The sequence below is a fragment of the Bacteroides sp. An19 genome (assembly GCF_002160215.1).
Lineage (GTDB): Bacteria > Bacteroidota > Bacteroidia > Bacteroidales > Bacteroidaceae > Phocaeicola > Phocaeicola intestinalis.
This window is the reverse complement of sequence record NZ_NFKD01000077.1, coordinates 1-18,897: the sequence shown is the minus strand read 5'-3', so window position 1 is coordinate 18,897 and position 18,897 is coordinate 1. Positions and strand designations below refer to the sequence as shown.

Annotated in this window: 15 protein-coding genes and 5 tRNA genes; 18 read left to right on the top strand and 2 right to left on the bottom strand. The window is 44.4% G+C overall.

Annotation, left to right across the window (positions count from 1 at the left end; translation table 11 throughout):
* Positions 1 to 365 precede the first annotated feature (365 nt).
* Entirely contained in the window at positions 366 to 1,391 is a 1,026-nt protein-coding gene (locus tag B5F25_RS18755; protein WP_087251433.1) for a beta-eliminating lyase-related protein, read from the top strand.
* A 66-nt stretch (positions 1,392 to 1,457) separates the two neighbouring features.
* Here the strand turns inward: B5F25_RS18755 and B5F25_RS18750 are convergent, their stop codons facing one another.
* Together B5F25_RS18750 and B5F25_RS18745 are read right to left on the bottom strand one after the other, a co-directional pair.
* Positions 1,458 to 1,970, bottom strand: a complete 513-nt coding sequence (locus tag B5F25_RS18750) for a gamma carbonic anhydrase family protein (RefSeq protein WP_087251431.1) — start codon at positions 1,968 to 1,970, stop codon at positions 1,458 to 1,460.
* A 245-nt stretch (positions 1,971 to 2,215) separates the two neighbouring features.
* Positions 2,216 to 4,000: an aminopeptidase P family protein gene (locus B5F25_RS18745; RefSeq protein WP_087251429.1), complete on the bottom strand. Its 1,785-nt coding sequence runs from the start codon at positions 3,998 to 4,000 to the stop codon at positions 2,216 to 2,218.
* Between the two features lie 159 nt (positions 4,001 to 4,159).
* On the opposite strand from B5F25_RS18745, the gene rpsU reads away from it, so the two are divergent.
* The 17 genes from rpsU to rpoC all read left to right on the top strand — a co-directional run bounded on the left by rpsU (position 4,160) and on the right by rpoC (position 18,620).
* A complete protein-coding gene (rpsU, locus tag B5F25_RS18740) occupies positions 4,160 to 4,351 on the top strand; it encodes a 30S ribosomal protein S21 (protein WP_087211334.1) in 192 nt (63 codons plus the stop codon).
* A gap of 74 nt (positions 4,352 to 4,425) precedes the next feature.
* Positions 4,426 to 5,304 carry a tyrosine-type recombinase/integrase gene (locus B5F25_RS18735; RefSeq protein ID WP_087211336.1) on the top strand — a complete coding sequence of 293 codons (879 nt, stop codon included), beginning with the start codon at positions 4,426 to 4,428 and terminating at the stop codon, positions 5,302 to 5,304.
* A gap of 15 nt (positions 5,305 to 5,319) precedes the next feature.
* Positions 5,320 to 5,619, top strand: coding sequence for a ribosome-associated translation inhibitor RaiA (raiA, locus tag B5F25_RS18730; protein WP_087211356.1), 300 nt, complete (start codon positions 5,320 to 5,322; stop codon positions 5,617 to 5,619).
* A gap of 97 nt (positions 5,620 to 5,716) precedes the next feature.
* Positions 5,717 to 5,790, top strand: a tRNA-Thr gene (locus B5F25_RS18725).
* A gap of 16 nt (positions 5,791 to 5,806) precedes the next feature.
* Positions 5,807 to 5,889: transfer RNA gene (locus tag B5F25_RS18720), tRNA-Tyr, on the top strand.
* Positions 5,890 to 5,897: 8 nt separating this feature from the next.
* Positions 5,898 to 5,970, top strand: a tRNA-Gly gene (locus B5F25_RS18715).
* Between the two features lie 16 nt (positions 5,971 to 5,986).
* Positions 5,987 to 6,058 (top strand) — tRNA-Thr (locus tag B5F25_RS18710).
* A gap of 47 nt (positions 6,059 to 6,105) precedes the next feature.
* Complete coding sequence (gene tuf, locus B5F25_RS18705; protein ID WP_087211339.1) at positions 6,106 to 7,299, top strand: elongation factor Tu; 1,194 nt, start codon at positions 6,106 to 6,108, stop codon at positions 7,297 to 7,299.
* Between the two features lie 61 nt (positions 7,300 to 7,360).
* Positions 7,361 to 7,433, top strand: a tRNA-Trp gene (locus B5F25_RS18700).
* 15 nt (positions 7,434 to 7,448) lie between these two features.
* Complete coding sequence (gene secE, locus B5F25_RS18695) at positions 7,449 to 7,643, top strand: preprotein translocase subunit SecE (protein ID WP_022040815.1); 195 nt, start codon at positions 7,449 to 7,451, stop codon at positions 7,641 to 7,643.
* 16 nt (positions 7,644 to 7,659) lie between these two features.
* The gene (gene nusG / locus B5F25_RS18690; protein ID WP_022040816.1) at positions 7,660 to 8,202 is read left to right on the top strand and encodes a transcription termination/antitermination protein NusG; all 543 of its coding nucleotides are present in this window, start codon (positions 7,660 to 7,662) and stop codon (positions 8,200 to 8,202) included.
* A 59-nt stretch (positions 8,203 to 8,261) separates the two neighbouring features.
* Complete coding sequence (gene rplK, locus B5F25_RS18685; RefSeq protein ID WP_022040817.1) at positions 8,262 to 8,702, top strand: 50S ribosomal protein L11; 441 nt, start codon at positions 8,262 to 8,264, stop codon at positions 8,700 to 8,702.
* 20 nt (positions 8,703 to 8,722) lie between these two features.
* Positions 8,723 to 9,424, top strand: coding sequence for a 50S ribosomal protein L1 (gene rplA, locus B5F25_RS18680; RefSeq protein WP_022040818.1), 702 nt, complete (start codon positions 8,723 to 8,725; stop codon positions 9,422 to 9,424).
* Between the two features lie 14 nt (positions 9,425 to 9,438).
* Positions 9,439 to 9,957, top strand: a complete 519-nt coding sequence (rplJ, locus tag B5F25_RS18675; RefSeq protein ID WP_022040819.1) for a 50S ribosomal protein L10 — start codon at positions 9,439 to 9,441, stop codon at positions 9,955 to 9,957.
* A gap of 49 nt (positions 9,958 to 10,006) precedes the next feature.
* On the top strand, positions 10,007 to 10,384 hold the full coding sequence (gene rplL / locus B5F25_RS18670; protein ID WP_022040820.1) for a 50S ribosomal protein L7/L12: 378 nt from the start codon (positions 10,007 to 10,009) through the stop codon (positions 10,382 to 10,384).
* A 111-nt stretch (positions 10,385 to 10,495) separates the two neighbouring features.
* On the top strand, positions 10,496 to 14,308 hold the full coding sequence (rpoB, locus tag B5F25_RS18665) for a DNA-directed RNA polymerase subunit beta (protein WP_022040821.1): 3,813 nt from the start codon (positions 10,496 to 10,498) through the stop codon (positions 14,306 to 14,308).
* Between the two features lie 25 nt (positions 14,309 to 14,333).
* Positions 14,334 to 18,620, top strand: coding sequence for a DNA-directed RNA polymerase subunit beta' (gene rpoC / locus B5F25_RS18660; protein WP_087251427.1), 4,287 nt, complete (start codon positions 14,334 to 14,336; stop codon positions 18,618 to 18,620).
* Positions 18,621 to 18,897 lie beyond the last annotated feature (277 nt).

Sequence of the window (18,897 nt, the reverse complement as noted above, 5' to 3'; positions counted from 1 at the left end):
GTAAAAGTTCCTGCCGAAGCGAACAAAAGCGCTCCGAACAGCAGTGCACTTAAATACTTTTTTCTCATAACAAATAAAATTTAATTTATAAATTAAAAAACTCAAATCGTTCTAACTCAAGCCTTTACAAGTACAACTATATTCTGGAGAGAACGGGCGGAAAGCCCCCGTCAGTAGCCGCGCCGGCTACTGACGGATTGTATATAAGTATTTGATTTATAGATGTATTCGTGTCTGATATTAAGGTTTGTTGGTAAAATGTTCCGTATGAGGGTCTGTTTTGTTTTATTGAGATTGGAGGCTTTTTATCAAGAAAGATAGAGGTTTTATTTCTATCTTTGTCTTGGATTTTTATATTGTAAACTATGTTACATTTTGAAAGTGATTATCTGGAAGGGGCGCATCCGCTTGTATTGGAGCGGTTGATGCAGACTAATATGGAACAGACACCGGGATATGGAACTGATGTGTATTGTGAGGCGGCACGTGAGAAAATACGGCTTGCGTGCGCTGCTCCCGAAGCGGAGGTACATTTTATGGTAGGCGGAACGCAGACCAATGCTACGCTGATAACAGCAATGCTTCGTCCGTATGAAGGTGTGATAGCTGCAGAGAGCGGACACATTAACCAGCATGAAGCCGGTGCTGTAGAGGCTGGCGGGCATAAAGTACTGGCTTTGCCACATGCTGAGGGTAAGCTTTCTGCTACGGATGTGAACCGCTATGTTACAGATTTTTATGCCAATCCCAGTTGGACGGCTATGGTAGCTCCCGGAATGGTGTATATTTCCCAGCCTACCGAATATGGGACTTTGTATACATTGGCAGAACTTCGGGCTTTGTCGGCTGTGTGCCGCAAGCATCACCTTCCTTTGTATATGGATGGTGCGCGTTTGGGTTATGCTCTTGCGGCTCATGGTAATGATGTGACACTGGAAACGATAGCTTCGCTTTGCGATGTGTTTTACATTGGTGGTACAAAGGTGGGTGCTTTGTTTGGCGAGGCTTTGGTGATGCCTCGTCCGGGTGCTATCCGCCAGTTGTCTTCCATTATCAAGCAAAGAGGGGTATTGTTGGCAAAAGGGCGTTTGCTCGGACTTCAGTTTGATACACTCTTTACCGACGGATTATACGAACGGATTGCCCGCAATGCCATTGTGATGGCGGACAAGATTGTGTCGGCACTGAAGGAACGGGGATACCGGTTTCTGATTACTCCGCAGACCAACCAACTCTTCGTGGTATTGGAGAATGAACAATTGGCACGCCTTTCTGCCCAGGTCGGTATCGAGGTCTGGGAAAAAGTAGACGATACGCATACCGCGGTGCGCATAGCTACCAGCTGGGCGACACGAGAAGAAAACGTGGATGCATTGATTGGGAAGCTTTGAGGAATTAAGAATGAGGAATGAAGAATTCCATGCGGGCGCAGCGATTCTTCATTCCTAATTCTTAATTTATTTGTACCACGAGGCATACATCAGGTATCCGTTAGCTATCTTTTGGTTTAATTCTTTGCTTTGTGCAGGATTTACTTTCTTGATGAACTTTGCCGGAACGCCTCCCCAAAGGGTGTATGGTTCGATTATCGTGTTCGAAAGTACCAGAGCGCCGGCGGCTACGATGGCACCTTCGCCCACTATGGCATGGTCGAGCAGGGTGGCGCCCATACCGATGAGTGCTTTGTTGTGGATACATGCCCCGTGCAGGGTGACGTTATGTCCGATAGAAACATCATCGCCGATTTCTACGGTCGATTTCTCGTAAAGTGTGTGCAGGACGCTTCCGTCCTGAATGTTTACCCGGTTTCCGATGCGGATGCTATTAACATCTCCCCGCAGGACGGTATTGAACCAGATGCTGCAATCGTCTCCCATCACTACATCACCGATAATCGTGGCATTGTCGGCAAGGAAACAGTTGTTTCCCATTTTGGGAGTAAATCCTCTTACTGATTTGATTAAAGCCATATTTTCTTAAGTTTGAATGTTGCGATAAAAGGTTGTTTGCGGTTCTTCAGCCTTTTGCTCCAGCGGATGCACTTCGACCTATATGCGATAAGATTAATAATCTTCAAGCCGTAAGATTATTAATCTTGCACGCGGAAGATTATTAATCTTGTCGGCGGTGCACTTATTTGCCTTGGCGGATGCACATATCTGCACCGCTTGGTGCAAATATGTGCATATGGCTCTGAAGATAATATCTGTATGCTTCAGGCGAGGGGAGAGGTGGCATTTTCCAGCCATGCAGCCTCTTCGGGTGCCAGCAGCGGTGCAAGTTCTTGATATACTTTCTGATGATAGGCATTTAGCCATGTTTTCTCCTCGGCTGTCATCATTTCGGGGCGGATGGGCTCTTTGTCTATCGGGCAGAGTGTCAATGGTTCGAACTTATAGAATTTACCGAACTCTGTAGTCTGGCTGGGGATGATGAGCATGGTGTTTTCGGTGCGCACACCGTACCGTCCAGACTTGTAAATGCCCGGTTCGTTGGTGAGGGTCATGCCGGGTTGGAGTAGGGCAGGGACGTGGTTCATTCGGATTTGATGAGGGCCTTCGTGAACGTTGAGGAAGTGTCCTACTCCGTGTCCGGTACCGTGTCCGTAATTGATACCTGCTTTCCACATAAACTGGCGGGCGAGTACATCGAGTTGTGTGCCACATGTGCCTTGTGGAAATTCGGCTTGCGACAAGGCGATGAAACCTTTCAACACCAGGGTGTAATCGATGCGTTGTGCGTCGGATACCGGTCCGAGGGCAATGGTGCGGGTGATATCGGTTGTGCCGTCGGTATATTGTGCACCGCTATCCAAGAGCAGCAAGCCTTCAGGCTTCAGTGTAGATGCTGTTTCGGGGGTGGCTTCGTAATGGACAATGGCTCCATGTTCCTGGTAGCCAGCGATGGTATCGAAGCTGATGCCTTGGAACAGATCTTGCTTCGAGCGGAATTCGTATAGTTTCTTATCAATACTGATTTCGGTTTCCGCTCCACTCTTTACGGCTTCCTTCAGCCACATCAGGAAGCGTACCATTGCTACTCCATCGCGTTTCATTGCCTGATGGAAGCCCTCTATCTCGGTTTCGTTCTTGATGGCCTTCAACATACAGACGGGTGATGGACGGCAGATGACGGATGCAGCCGATTGTGCCGTACGGTATAGTGCGTAATTGGTTTCGGGCGAAAGCTGGATGCTCTTGCCAGTGAAATGCCGCAGGTCGTTTTCTATTTCTCCGTAATCTTTTGCCTGTACACCGTTTTCGGTGAGATAAGCGGTCAGTTCGGGGGTAAGTTTTTCACTCATTATATATAAGGTGGCATCTTGGCGGGTGATGAGCAGGTAGCTGATGAATACCGGATTGCAATGTACGTCATTTCCCCGCAGATTGAGTGTCCAGGCTATTTCGTCAAGAGCGGACAGGAGGATTCCGCCGGCCGGAGTTGCATCAATGCAGGCACGTATGGTTCTTAGCTTGTCGGATGCAGACGTTCCGGCATAAGTGAGTGGCAGAATAGAAAGGGGATTGCCGGGCAGGGCAGGGCGGTTCTTCCAAATGAGTCGGAACGGGTCATCGGTTGCTACCAGTTCCAGTCCATGGGTATCCAGTGCAGTGCGTAAGTCTTCTGTTTCTCCATAGCTGTTTACCCATCCGTCGATACCCACCTTGTCGTGCGGGTTCAGTACACTTCCCAGCCAGTCGGGGATAGATGGAGTTTCGGGCAGACGGTCTTTGAATAAAATGATGCCCGAGCCTTTCAACTGTTCTTCAGCCTGGAGGAAGTAACGCGAGTCGGTCCAGAGTCCTCCTTTATTATATAAGGTGATGACGGCGGTTCCTGCCGAACCTGTGAATCCGGAAATCCACTTGCGTGCCTCCCAGTATTGAGGCACGTATTCGCCCGCATGCGGGTCGGTGCTTGGGATGATGAATGCAGAAAGTCCTCTTTCTTGCATGAAAGCGCGTAAAGACGCTATTCGTTCGGTGATTCTTGTTTCCATACAGTAGCTTTCGTTTTAACGGTTAACAAAGTTACGATTTCTGTGGAATATACAATAAAATATGGTGGAAAGTTTTGTAAATAAAGAAAGTATGTGTAATTTTGCGCCGCGAATTGACTACGCAACATTTAATAACAATATAATCTTAATTTTAAAAACATGATTGTAGTACCAGTAAAAGAAGGCGAAAACATTGAAAAAGCGCTGAAGAAATTTAAAAGAAAATTTGAGAAAACAGGTGTTGTAAAAGAATTGAGACGCAGACAGCAGTACGACAAACCGTCTGTATTGAAGAGATTGAAGATGGAACGTGCTATTTACGTTCAAAAAATGCATCAGACAGAAGAATAATTCCGCAAAAATCTTTGAATAATTGAATTCTTTTTCATAAATTCGTTGCTGAGAACAAGAAAGGCGATATTTTTATGTTGAAGGAATCTTTTCTGAGGTATCTCCAGTTCGAGAAAAACTATTCTGACAAGACCATTGTCAGCTATGGTACAGACCTCTCGGAGTTTGAAGCATACTTCAAAGCGGTGGATGAGGCTTTGGATTTTACGGCTGTCGATTCGGACATTATCCGTGGATGGATGGTTTCATTGATGGATGAGGGGTATTCGGCATCGTCGGTAAACCGGAAGCTGAGTGCGCTGCGGTCGTTTTATCGCTATCTGTTGCGGGAGAATGTGGTTTCGGCAGATCCGATCCGGAAGGTTCAGGGGCCGAAAAAGAAGAAACCGCTTCCCGTATTTGTAAAAGAAGCTGATATGGACAGGTTGCTGGATGAGGAACCGGGTGACGATTTCGAGAGTGTTCGCAACAAGACGGTTATCGCAGTCTTTTATGAAACGGGTATCCGCGAGGCGGAGCTGATAGGTCTGAAAGACGGGGATGTGGATTTGTCTGCATGCCAGATAAAAGTGACAGGAAAGAGGAATAAGCAGCGTATTATCCCGTTCGGGGAAGGTTTGAAAGAAAGGCTGCTCCGTTATCTTTCGGCAAGAGAAGAATATTGGCACGGGGAATGTGAGGCGTTTTTCGTCCGTAAGGAAGGGAAGGCATTATATCCCAGTCTTGTTTATTTGTTGGTGAAACGCGATTTGTCGAAGGTCGTGACGTTGAAGAAAAGAAGCCCGCATGTGCTGAGGCATTCATTTGCGACGGCTATGCTGAATAATGAGGCAGGGCTGGAGTCGGTGAAGGAGCTTTTGGGACATGAGAGCCTGACCACTACCGAGGTCTATACGCATACGACTTTTGAAGAATTAAAAAAAGTTTATGAACAAGCTCATCCAAGAGCGTAAAAAAAGGAGGTTTTTATGGAAGTAAGAATTCAATCCATTCATTTCGATGCATCTGAGAGACTGGAAGCTTTTATTCAGAAGAAAGCAGAGAAACTTGAAAGATTTTGCGATAATATAAAGAAAGTAGAGGTGTCTTTGAAGGTGGTAAAGCCGGAGACAGCTATGAATAAGGAAGCTGGCGTGCGCGTATTGGCGCTGAATACCGAGTTTTACGCAGAAAAAGTAAGTGATACATTTGAAGAATCGATAGACGTATGCATGGATGCATTGTCTAAGCAATTGCTGAAAGTAAAAGAAAAACAGCAAGGGAAATAAAAAAATCACGCTAAAAGTTTTGTGATTCAAAAAATATATCTAACTTTGCAGCCGCTAAGCCACGATAGATAGCCGCGTGGCTGCAAAGTTTAATCTTGCCTCTTTAGCTCAGTTGGCCAGAGCACGTGATTTGTAATCTCGGGGTCGTTGGTTCGAATCCGACAAGAGGCTCAGAAGAAAGAAAGTTGGGCAAATACCAGAGTGGCCAAATGGGGCAGACTGTAAATCTGCTGGCTTACGCCTTCGGTGGTTCGAATCCATCTTTGCCCACTGATTTTGCGGAAGTAGCTCAGTCGATAGAGCATTAGCCTTCCAAGCTGAGGGTCGCGGGTTTGAGTCCCGTCTTCCGCTCTTCTTTTCTTCTTTTGCTGTTATAGCTCAGCGGTAGAGCACTTCCTTGGTAAGGAAGAGGTCCCGGGTTCAAGTCCCGGTAACAGCTCGCGAATATGTAAAGCTGATTATTAATCAAAATAAATAAGTAAAGCTATGGCTAAAGAGAAATTTGAACGCACCAAACCCCATGTGAACATTGGTACGATTGGTCACGTAGACCACGGAAAAACAACTTTGACTGCTGCTATTACTAAGGTATTGGCAGAGAGAGGTTTCACTAAAGCTGACGAAATCAAGTCTTTCGATCAGATTGATAACGCTCCGGAAGAAAAGGAACGTGGTATTACTATCAATACTTCTCACGTAGAATATGAAACTGCAAATCGTCACTATGCACACGTAGACTGTCCGGGACACGCCGACTATGTGAAGAACATGGTAACTGGTGCTGCTCAGATGGATGGTGCGATCATCGTAGTTGCTGCAACTGATGGTCCGATGCCTCAGACTCGTGAACACATCCTGTTGGCTCGTCAGGTAAACGTTCCGCGTTTGGTTGTATTCTTGAACAAATGCGATATGGTTGATGACGAAGAAATGTTGGAACTGGTAGAAATGGAAATGCGCGAACTGCTGTCATTCTATGACTACGACGGTGACAATACTCCTATCATCCGTGGTTCTGCACTGGGTGCATTGAACGGCGTGAAGGAATGGGAAGACAAGGTTATCGAACTGATGGAAGCTGTTGACAACTGGATTCCTCTGCCTCCGCGTGATGTTGATAAACCGTTCTTGATGCCGGTTGAAGACGTATTCTCAATCACAGGTCGTGGTACTGTAGCTACCGGACGTATTGAAGCTGGTCGCGTAAAAGTAGGTGACGAAGTTGAAATCTTGGGTCTGGGTGAAGATAAGAAATCAGTTGTAACTGGTGTTGAAATGTTCCGCAAGATCTTGGATGAAGGCGAAGCTGGTGATAACGTAGGTCTGTTGCTCCGTGGTATCGACAAGAACGAAATCAAACGTGGTATGATTTTGTGTCACCCGGGCCAGGTTAAGGCTCACTCTAAGTTCAAAGCTGAGGTTTATATCCTGAAGAAAGAAGAAGGTGGTCGTCACACTCCGTTCCACAATCACTATCGTCCTCAGTTCTATCTGCGTACTATGGACTGTACAGGTGAAATTACTTTGCCGGAAGGAACAGACATGGTAATGCCGGGTGATAACGTAACTATCACTGTAGAATTGATTTACCCGGTTGCATTGAACGTAGGTTTGCGTTTCGCTATCCGTGAAGGTGGACGTACAGTAGGTGCAGGTCAGATTACTGAAATTCTTGACTAATTAAAGGAAATCATTGAATTAAGATAGATAGTTCCCGGATTCATTTTCGGGAACTATTTTTACGGGAATAGCTCAGTTGGTAGAGCATCGGTCTCCAAAACCGAGTGTCGGGAGTTCGAGTCTCTCTTCCCGTGCTAAATTTGAAAACTATGTTTAAAAAGATAACGAATTATTGTAAAGAATCTTACGACGAACTAGTCCATAAAGTATCTTGGCCTACTCGTAAAGAACTTTCTAGTAGTGCAGTAGTTGTTTTATATGCTTCCCTGCTTATTGCACTCGTTGTTTTTCTTATGGATTCTGCCTTCCAGTTCATTATGGAAGATGTTATCTATCCGCACTAATTAACAGTTGAAGAAAATGTCTGAGGTTGAAAAGAAATGGTACGTACTTCGTGCCGTGAGTGGTAAGGAAACCAAGGTGAAAGAGTATATCGAAGCAGAAATGCGGAATACGAACCTTGGTGAATACGTATCTCAGGTATTGATTCCTACGGAGAAAGTCTATCAGGTTCGCAATGGTAAGAAAATTGTGAAAGAGCGGACTTATCTTCCCGGTTATGTCTTGATAGAAGCTGCGTTGGTTGGTGAAGTGGCTCATCATTTGAGAAACATTACCAATGTAATCGGTTTCTTAGGAGGACTGGATCATCCGGTACCATTAAGACAATCGGAAGTAAATCGGATACTGGGTACGGTGGATGAACTGCAGGAGGCAAGTGAGGACACAAACATTCCTTATGTTGTAGGAGAAACAGTAAAGGTTTCTGTCGGACCGTTCAGCGGATTCAGTGGTGTCATTGAAGAAGTGAGTACGGAAAAGCGGAAATTGAAAGTGATGGTCAAAATATTCGGGCGGAAGACTCCGCTTGAGTTGGGCTTTACGGATGTGGAAAAGGAATAAGACATCTTGTTACGTGTCGTTATTCTATTCGTTAATCATTTATATTAAAAACTAAGAAAATGGCTAAAGAAGTTGCTGGACTAATCAAATTACAGATTAAAGGAGGCGCTGCAAATCCATCACCTCCCGTTGGACCTGCCTTGGGTTCGAAGGGTATCAACATTATGGAGTTTTGCAAGCAATTCAACGCCAGGACCCAGGACAAGGCAGGTAAGGTATTGCCTGTTATTATTACCTACTACACAGACAAGTCTTTTGACTTCGTAATCAAAACTCCTCCTGTGGCTATTCAGCTGCTTGAGGCTGCGAAGATTAAGAGTGGTTCTGCTGAGCCGAATCGTAAGAAAGTCGCTGAATTGACTTGGGATCAGATTCGTACAATCGCTCAGGATAAGTTGGTTGACTTGAACTGCTTTACTATTGAGGCTGCCATGACTATGGTAGCAGGAACAGCTAGAAGTATGGGTATCGCTGTAAAAGGTGACTTCCCGGGTAAATAACAAATAAACTTCAATTAATAATGGGTAAACTGACAAAAAATCAAAAGTTGGCTGCAGAAAAAATTGAAGCAGGGAAAGCATACTCACTGAAAGAAGCTTCGGAACTGGTAAAAGAAATTACTTTCGCCAAATTTGATTCTTCAGTTGATATCGACGTACGTTTAGGTGTGGATCCTCGTAAAGCTAACCAGATGGTAAGAGGTGTTGTATCTTTGCCTCATGGGACAGGTAAACAGGTTCGTGTGCTTGTATTGTGTACGCCGGATGCTGAAGCTGCTGCAAAAGAAGCTGGCGCTGACTATGTTGGTCTTGATGAATATATTGAAAAGATCAAGGGTGGATGGACAGATGTTGATGTAATCATCACAATGCCTTCTATCATGGGTAAGATCGGTGCTCTCGGTCGTGTACTTGGTCCTCGTGGATTGATGCCGAATCCGAAGAGCGGAACTGTGACTATGGATGTAGCTAAGGCTGTTAAGGAGGTTAAGCAAGGTAAGATTGACTTTAAGGTAGACAAGAGCGGTATCGTTCATACTTCTATCGGCAAGATTTCTTTCACTTCTGACCAAATCCGTGAAAATGCGAAAGAATTTATCGCTACTATCATCAAATTGAAACCGGCAGCAGCTAAGGGTACTTATATCAAGAGTATTTATCTTTCAAGTACTATGAGTAAGGGTATTAAAATCGACCCGAAATCAGTAGATGAAATACAATAAACTAAGGAGGAGTCATGAGAAAGGAAGATAAAGGCGTAATTATAGGTCAATTAGCTGATACCGTAAAGCAATATGGACATTTCTACCTGGTAGATACTACAGCTATGGATGCTGCTGCTACCAGTGATTTGCGTAGAAAGTGCTATAAGGCCGGTATTAAGATGGTTGTTGTGAAGAATTCTTTGCTTCACAAGGCTTTGCTGAGCATGGAAGATGTTGATTATTCACCGTTATTCGATTCTTTGAAGGGTACTACGGCAGTCATGTTTACTGAGGTTGCCAATGTCCCGGCAAAATTGTTGAAAGAATACAAAGACGGTGTTCCTTCATTGAAAGCTGCATATGCAGAAGAAGGTTTCTATGTAGGAGCAGAACAACTCGATGCTTTGGCAACTATCAAGAGCAAGAACGAAGTCATTGCAGATATTATTGCTTTGTTGCAATCGCCTGCGAAGAATGTTATTTCTGCTCTTCAATCAGGTGGAAACACCATTCACGGCGTTCTTCAGACGCTTGCAGAACGTCCCGAATAACAACTTTAATATTTTTCAATTAGTAACAAACAATTAAATTCATACAAAAATGGCAGATTTGAAAGCTTTTGCAGAACAATTAGTTAACTTGACAGTAAAAGAAGTTAATGAACTTGCAACTATCCTTAAAGAAGAATATGGTATTGAACCTGCTGCAGCTGCTGTAGCTGTTGCTGCTGGTCCTGCTGCTGGTGCTGCTGCTGCAGCTGAAGAAAAAACTTCATTCGATGTAGTTTTGAAGAGCGCAGGTGCTGCTAAATTGCAGGTAGTTAAAGCAGTGAAAGAAGCTTGTGGTCTGGGTCTGAAAGAAGCAAAAGACTTGGTTGACGGAGCTCCTAGCACTGTAAAAGAAGGTTTGGCTAAAGACGAAGCTGAATCATTGAAGAAAACTTTGGAAGCTGCTGGAGCTGAAGTTGAACTCAAATAATATTTGCCTGTTTAACAGGTATTTCGGTTAAGAATCCTCATAGGAGGATTCTTAACCTTTTTGCGTCTACACAGGTTTTACTCCTGAAATTAATAAATTAACTCCATACAGATGTCTTCTAATACAAATAACCAACGAATTAATTTTGCTTCAATCAAGAATCCGATGAAGTATCCGGATTTCTTGGAAGTTCAGTTGAAGTCATTTCAAGACTTTTTGCAGTTGAATACACCGCCCGAGAAACGCAAGAACGACGGCTTGTATAAAGTTTTTGCTGAAAATTTCCCCATTGCGGATACGCGTAACAATTTCGTATTAGAGTTTCTCGATTATTATATCGACCCGCCTCACTATTCGATTGATGAATGTTTGGAGCGTGGGCTGACTTATAGTGTTCCTTTGAAGGCGAAGTTGAAGCTCTATTGTACCGATCCCGATCATGAAGACTTTGACACCGTTATTCAGGATGTGTATTTAGGTCCTATTCCCTATATGACTCCTAAAGGGACTTTTGTTATCAATGGAGCTGAACGTGTGGTTGTTTCTCAGTTGCATCGTTCTCCAGGTGTGTTCTTCGGTCAAAGTATCCATGCCAACGGGACTAAACTTTATTCTGCCCGTATTATTCCATTTAAAGGTTCATGGATTGAATTTGCAACAGACATTAATAATGTCATGTATGCTTACATCGACCGTAAAAAGAAATTACCAGTTACCACGCTGTTGCGCGCTGTTGGATTTGAGAATGACAAAGACATTCTTGAAATATTTAATCTCGCCGAAGACATAAAGGTGAACAAGGCCAATCTGAAGAAAATAATCGGACGTAAGTTGGCAGCGCGTGTATTGAAGACATGGACGGAAGACTTTGTAGATGAAGACACTGGTGAAGTAGTTTCTATTGAACGTAACGAAGTCGTTATCGACCGTGAAACGATTATTGAACCTGAGCATATTGATTTGATATTGGAATCGGGTGTTCAGAATATTCTGATTCATAACGAGGAAGCGAATGCTTCTGATTATTCCATCATCTTCAATACATTGCAGAAGGACCCGAGTAATTCGGAAAAGGAAGCGGTGTTGTATATTTATCGTCAGTTGCGTAATGCTGACCCTGCCGATGATGCGAGTGCACGTGAAGTAATCAATAATTTGTTCTTCTCGGAAAAGCGTTATGATTTAGGTGAAGTCGGCCGTTACCGAATCAACAAGAAGTTGAATTTGGATACGCCGATGGATGTCAAGGTTTTGACAAAACAAGATATTATCGAGATTATCAAGTATTTGATAGAATTGATTAACTCGAAAGCTGATGTGGATGATATCGACCATTTAAGTAACCGTCGTGTACGTACGGTAGGCGAACAATTGTCCAATCAGTTTGCCATCGGTTTGGCTCGTATGTCTCGTACGATTCGTGAACGTATGAATGTGCGCGATAATGAGGTGTTTACTCCGATAGACTTGATCAATGCGAAGACAATTTCGTCTGTAATCAATTCGTTCTTTGGTACGAATGCATTGTCACAGTTTATGGATCAGACCAACCCGCTGGCTGAAATTACTCATAAGCGTCGTCTGTCGGCATTAGGTCCTGGTGGTTTGTCGCGCGACCGTGCCGGATTTGAAGTGCGTGACGTACATTATACTCATTATGGTCGTTTGTGTCCTATTGAGACTCCTGAAGGACCGAATATCGGTTTGATTTCTTCTCTTTGTGTATATGCGAAGATTAACGACCTTGGATTTATTGTAACTCCGTATCGCAAGGTAGCTGATAGCAAAGTAGACCTTTCACCGGAAGGTATCGAATATTTGTCTGCCGAAGAAGAAGAAGATAAGATTATCGCACAGGGTAATGCGCCGTTGAATGATGACGGAACGTTTATCCGTGATAAGGTAAAAGCGCGTCGGGATGCAGATTATCCGGTGGTAACTCCCGATCAGGTGGAATTGATGGACGTTTCTCCACAGCAGATTGCCTCTATTGCTGCTTCGTTGATTCCTTTCTTGGAACACGATGACGCAAACCGTGCATTGATGGGATCGAACATGATGCGCCAGGCTGTGCCTTTGTTGCGTACAGAGGCTCCGATTGTAGGTACAGGTATCGAAAAGCAGCTGTGCGAAGATTCTCGTACACAGATTGCGGCTGAAGGAGATGGAGTCATTGAGTTTGTAGATGCTACTACTATTCGTGTATTATATGACCGTACCGAGGATGAAGAATTTGTAAGCTTCGAACCGGCATTGAAAGAATATCGTATTCCGAAATTCCGTAAGACCAACCAAAGCATGACTATTGACTTGCGTCCGATATGTAGCAAAGGACAGCGTGTGAAGAAAGGCGATATCTTAACGGAAGGATATTCTACGGCAAATGGCGAGTTGGCTTTAGGCAAGAACTTGCTGGTGGCTTATATGCCGTGGAAGGGATACAACTATGAGGATGCTATCGTATTGAATGAACGCATGGTGCGCGAAGATATTCTTACTTCTGTGCATGTGGATGAATATATCCTGGAAGTGCGTGAAACAAAACGAGGCATGGAGGAACTGACTTCGGATATTCCGAACGTAAGTGAGGAAGCTACTAAAGACTTGGATGAAAATGGTATCGTACGTATCGGTGCCCGTATTGAACCGGGTGATATCCTGATTGGTAAGATTACTCCGAAAGGTGAATCGGACCCGTCGCCGGAAGAGAAACTGTTGCGTGCTATTTTCGGTGATAAGGCAGGTGATGTGAAAGATGCTTCACTGAAAGCTTCTCCTTCATTGCGTGGAGTAGTCATTGACAAGAAATTGTATTCTCGTGTTATTAAGACTCGTAGTGAGAAGAATGCTGACAAGCAGATTCTTCCAAAATTGAATGAAGAGTTTGAAGAAAAGGCTGCAGCTCTGAAAGAAATTCTTATAGAGAAGCTGTTGGTATTGACAGACGAGAAAGTTTCACAGGGTGTGAAAGACTATTTGGGTACAGAAGTAATTGCCAAAGGTGCGAAGTTTACCAAGCATGATTTGGAATCTTTGGACTATACGGTTGTCCAGTTAAGCAAGTGGACGGCAGATGCTCATAAGAACGATATGATTCGCGATTTGGTAATGAATTATCTGAAGAAATATAAAGAACTTGATGCCGAGTTGAAGCGTAAGAAGTTTGCTTTGACTATCGGTGATGAACTTCCTTCGGGTATTATCCAAATGGCAAAAGTATATATTGCAAAGAAACGTAAGATTGGTGTGGGTGATAAGATGGCAGGTCGTCACGGTAACAAAGGTATTGTATCGCGTGTAGTCCGTCAGGAGGATATGCCGTTCCTTGCTGATGGTACCCCGGTAGATATCGTATTGAACCCGTTGGGTGTGCCTTCTCGTATGAATATCGGTCAGATTTTTGAAGCTGTACTGGGACGTGCCGGTAAGGAATTGGGCGTGAAATTTGCTACTCCGATTTTTGACGGTGCTACTTTGGATGATTTGGACAAATGGACAGACAAGGCAGGCTTGCCACGTTATTGCAAGACATATTTGTATGATGGTGGTACAGGAGAACAGTTCGACCAGCCTGCTACAGTCGGTGTGACATATATGTTGAAATTAGGTCACATGGTAGAAGACAAGATGCATGCGCGTTCTATCGGTCCGTACTCTTTGATTACTCAACAGCCGCTTGGTGGTAAAGCACAGTTTGGTGGTCAGCGTTTCGGAGAAATGGAGGTTTGGGCAATTGAGGCATTCGGTGCGGCTCATGTCCTTCAGGAGATTCTGACCATTAAGTCGGATGATGTAGTAGGACGTTCGAAAGCATATGAAGCAATCGTAAAAGGCGAGCCGATGCCTACTCCGGGTATCCCTGAGTCTTTGAATGTGTTGTTGCATGAGCTGAGAGGTCTTTGCTTGAGTATTACATTGGAATAATAGTTAATTTTGAAATTAAGAAAGTATGGCTTTTAGAAAAGATTCTAAGATAAAAAGTAATTTTTCCAAGATTACGATCGGATTAGCGTCACCCGAGGAAATCCTTGAAAACTCGTATGGTGAAGTGTTAAAGCCGGAAACTATCAATTACCGTACTTACAAGCCGGAACGCGACGGTTTGTTCTGCGAACGTATCTTCGGTCCGGTGAAAGATTATGAATGCCATTGCGGTAAATATAAACGTATCCGTTATAAAGGAATTGTTTGTGACCGTTGTGGCGTGGAAGTGACCGAAAAGAAAGTGCGCCGTGAGCGTAGCGGGCACATTCAGTTGGTGGTTCCGGTGGCTCATATCTGGTATTTCCGTTCTTTGCCCAATAAAATCGGTTATTTGCTAGGGTTGCCCACCAAGAAACTGGATGCTATTATTTATTACGAACGTTATGTTGTCATACAGCCGGGGGTCAAGGCAGAAGACGGTGTTAATCAATATGATTTATTGTCGGAAGAAGAGTATCTTGATATTTTGGATACTCTTCCGAAAGATAATCAATATTTGGAAGATACCGACCCGAATAAGTTCATTGCCAAGATGGGAGCAGAAGCTATCTATGATTTGCTTATCCGTCTTGATTTGGATGCGCTTTCATACGAGTTGCGCCATAAGGCGAACAATGACTCTTCGCAACAGCGTAAGAACGAGGCATTGAAACGTCTGCAGGTAGTAGAATCTTTCCGTGCTTCACGTGGACGCAACAAGCCTGAATGGATGATTGTTCGTATTGTACCGGTTATTCCGCCTGAACTTCGTCCGTTGGTTCCGCTGGATGGTGGACGTTTCGCCACTTCCGACTTGAACGATTTGTATCGTCGTGTGATTATCCGTAACAATCGTCTGAAACGATTGATTGAAATCAAGGCTCCTGAAGTGATTTTGCGTAATGAAAAGCGTATGTTACAAGAGGCTGTCGATTCATTATTTGATAATTCACGGAAATCAAGTGCGGTGAAGACTGATTCCAACCGTCCTTTGAAATCTTTATCGGATAGTTTGAAAGGTAAGCAAGGACGTTTCCGTCAGAACTTGTTGGGTAAACGTGTCGATTATTCAGCACGTTCGGTTATTGTTGTAGGACCGGAGTTGAAAATGGGTGAATGCGGTATTCCCAAGTTGATGGCTGCCGAATTGTACAAGCCGTTTATTATCCGTAAGTTGATTGAGCGTGGTATAGTCAAGACCGTGAAATCGGCAAAGAAGATTGTCGACCGTAAGGAAGCGGTGATTTGGGATATCCTTGAGCATGTAATGAAAGGTCATCCGGTACTATTGAACCGTGCACCGACACTGCACCGTCTGGGTATTCAGGCATTCCAGCCGAAGATGATTGAAGGTAAGGCTATTCAGTTGCATCCATTGGCTTGTACGGCATTCAATGCTGACTTTGACGGTGACCAGATGGCTGTTCATTTGCCTTTAAGTAACGAAGCTGTATTGGAAGCCCAACTATTGATGCTTCAATCGCATAATATCTTGAATCCTGCCAATGGGGCGCCTATTACCGTGCCTGCACAGGATATGGTATTGGGACTCTATTATATTACCAAACTCCGTAAGGGAGCTAAAGGTGAAGGATTGATTTTCTACGGTCCGGAAGAAGCGATGATTGCTTATAATGAAGGAAAGGTAGACATTCATGCTATCATCAGTGTGGTGGCAAACGACCTTGACGAGAATGGCAACATTGTTAAGAAGATGATTAAGGAAACTTCTGTCGGCCGTGTCATTGTCAATGAGTTGGTTCCGGACGAATGCGGTTATCTGAATACCATTATTTCGAAAAAATCCTTGCGCGACATCATCAGCGATGTTATCAAGAAGGTCGGTGTGGCACGTGCCTGTGACTTCCTGGATGGCATCAAGAACCTGGGTTACCAGAAAGCATTTGAGGGAGGTTTGTCGTTTAACTTGGGCGATATCATCATTCCGAAGGAAAAAGAAGAACTTGTAAAACGCGGTAATGAAGAAATTGAACAAATCACGATGAACTATAATATGGGTTTCATTACCGATAACGAGCGTTATAATCAGGTTATCGATACATGGACTCACGTAAATAGTGATTTATCAGATATCTTGTATAAGACCATTAAGAACGATGACCAAGGTTTCAACTCTGTATTTATGATGTTGGATTCCGGTGCCCGTGGTTCTAAGGAACAGATCCGTCAGTTGTCTGGTATGCGTGGTTTGATGGCGAAGCCGCAGAAGGCAGGTGCCGAAGGCGCACAGATTATCGAAAACCCGATTCTTTCGAACTTTAAGGAAGGTCTTTCGGTGTTGGAATACTTTATTTCTACCCACGGTGCCCGTAAAGGTCTTGCCGATACAGCCTTGAAGACAGCCGATGCCGGATATTTGACCCGTCGTTTGGTTGACGTGTCACACGATGTGATTATCAATGAAGAAGACTGCGGTACCTTGCGTGGTCTGGTTTGTACGGCATTGAAGAACAACGATGAAGTTATCGCTACGCTGTACGAACGCATCTTGGGACGTGTGTCTGTACACGATGTGATTCATCCTACTACCGGAAAGCTGATTGTAGCTTCGGGCGAAGAGATTACCGAAAGCATTGCCGAGGAAATCGAAAACTCTCCGATAGAAAGCGTGGAAATCCGTTCGGTATTGACGTGCGAATCGAAGAAAGGTGTTTGTGCAAAATGTTACGGACGTAATTTGGCTACCAGCCGTATGGTACAGAAAGGTGAAGCAGTGGGTGTCATTGCAGCACAGTCTATTGGTGAACCGGGTACTCAGTTGACTTTGCGTACCTTCCATGCCGGAGGTATCGCAGGCAATATGGCAGCAAATGCAAGTATTGTAGCAAAGAATGACGCACGTCTGGAATTTGAAGAATTGCGTACTGTAGATGCAGTAGAAGAAACTGGCGAACCTGTGAAGATTGTTGTAGGTCGGTTGGCCGAAGTCCGGTTTATCGATGTAAATACAGGCATTGTCTTGTCTACCCACAATGTACCTTACGGTTCTAAGTTGTATGCTTCGGATGGCGAAGTGGTAGAAAAGGGCAAGCTGATTGCGAAGTGGGACCCGTTCAACGCTGTAATCGTAACCGAGGTTTCAGGTAAGATTGCTTTCGAGTCGGTTATCGAAAACGTGACTTATAAAGTGGAATCCGATGAAGCTACCGGTTTGCGTGAAATCATCATTACTGAATCGAAAGATAAAAACAAGATACCTTCGTTGCATATTACCGATGAGAATGGCAACGAAATCCGTACTTATAACTTGCCGGTAGGTGGTCACGTGGTTGTAGAAGACAAACAGACCGTGAAGGCAGGTGATATCTTGGTGAAGATTCCGCGTGCCGTAGGTAAGGCGGGTGATATCACCGGTGGTTTGCCTCGTGTGACTGAGTTGTTCGAAGCACGTAACCCGTCCAATCCTGCCGTAGTATCCGAAATCGACGGTGAGGTGACGATGGGTAAGATTAAACGTGGTAACCGTGAAATTATTGTGACTTCGAAGACGGGTGATGTAAAGAAGTACCTTGTTGCATTGTCTAAGCAGATTCTGGTACAGGAAAATGACTATGTACGTGCTGGTACACCGTTGTCCGATGGTGCCATTACGCCTGCCGACATCTTGGCTATCAAGGGACCTACGGCTGTACAGGAATACATCGTTAATGAAATCCAGGATGTGTACCGTCTGCAGGGTGTGAAGATTAACGACAAGCACTTTGAGATTATCGTACGCCAGATGATGCGTAAGGTACAGATTGACGAGCCGGGCGATACTCGCTTCTTGGAACAACAGGTGGTAGACCGTCTGGAATTCAACGAAGAGAACGACCGTATCTGGGGCAAGAAAGTTGTGGTTGACGCAGGTGATTCGCAGAATCTCCAGCCGGGGCAGATTGTTACGGCACGTAAGTTGCGTGACGAGAACAGTATGCTGAAACGCCGCGACCTGAAATCGGTGGAAGTACGTGATGCTGTTCCGGCAACTTCTACGCAGATTCTGCAAGGTATTACCCGTGCCGCATTGCAGACTTCCAGCTTCATGTCGGCTGCATCCTTCCAGGAAACGACGAAGGTGCTCAACGAAGCTGCTATCAATGGTAAGGTAGACCGTTTGGAAGGTATGAAGGAAAATGTGATTTGCGGTCACTTGATTCCTGCAGGTACCGGACAGCGCGAGTTCGATAAGATTATTGTAGGTTCGAAAGAAGAATACGACCGTATCCTTGCCAACAAGAAAAATGTGCTCGACTATAACGAAGTAGAATAATCATTATCTCTTTGGTGTTTATCATAGAAAGCTCCCGCCCGTCAAGGGTCGGGAGCTTTTTTATCCATGCGTTTTTCCCTCTGCTTGCTTTTGAAGTCTGAAGGAAATGGCTAACTTTGTGGACGGATAAACTTGAGGCTATGGATATATTCCTTATCGTAAGCATTCTAAGAAATACACATTGCATGTCCTATGGCTTGATTGTAATTTTGCCCCCGCATAACAATCAAACCGAATAGCAATGAACAGAACTGGATTTGAAGAATTAGAAATGCAG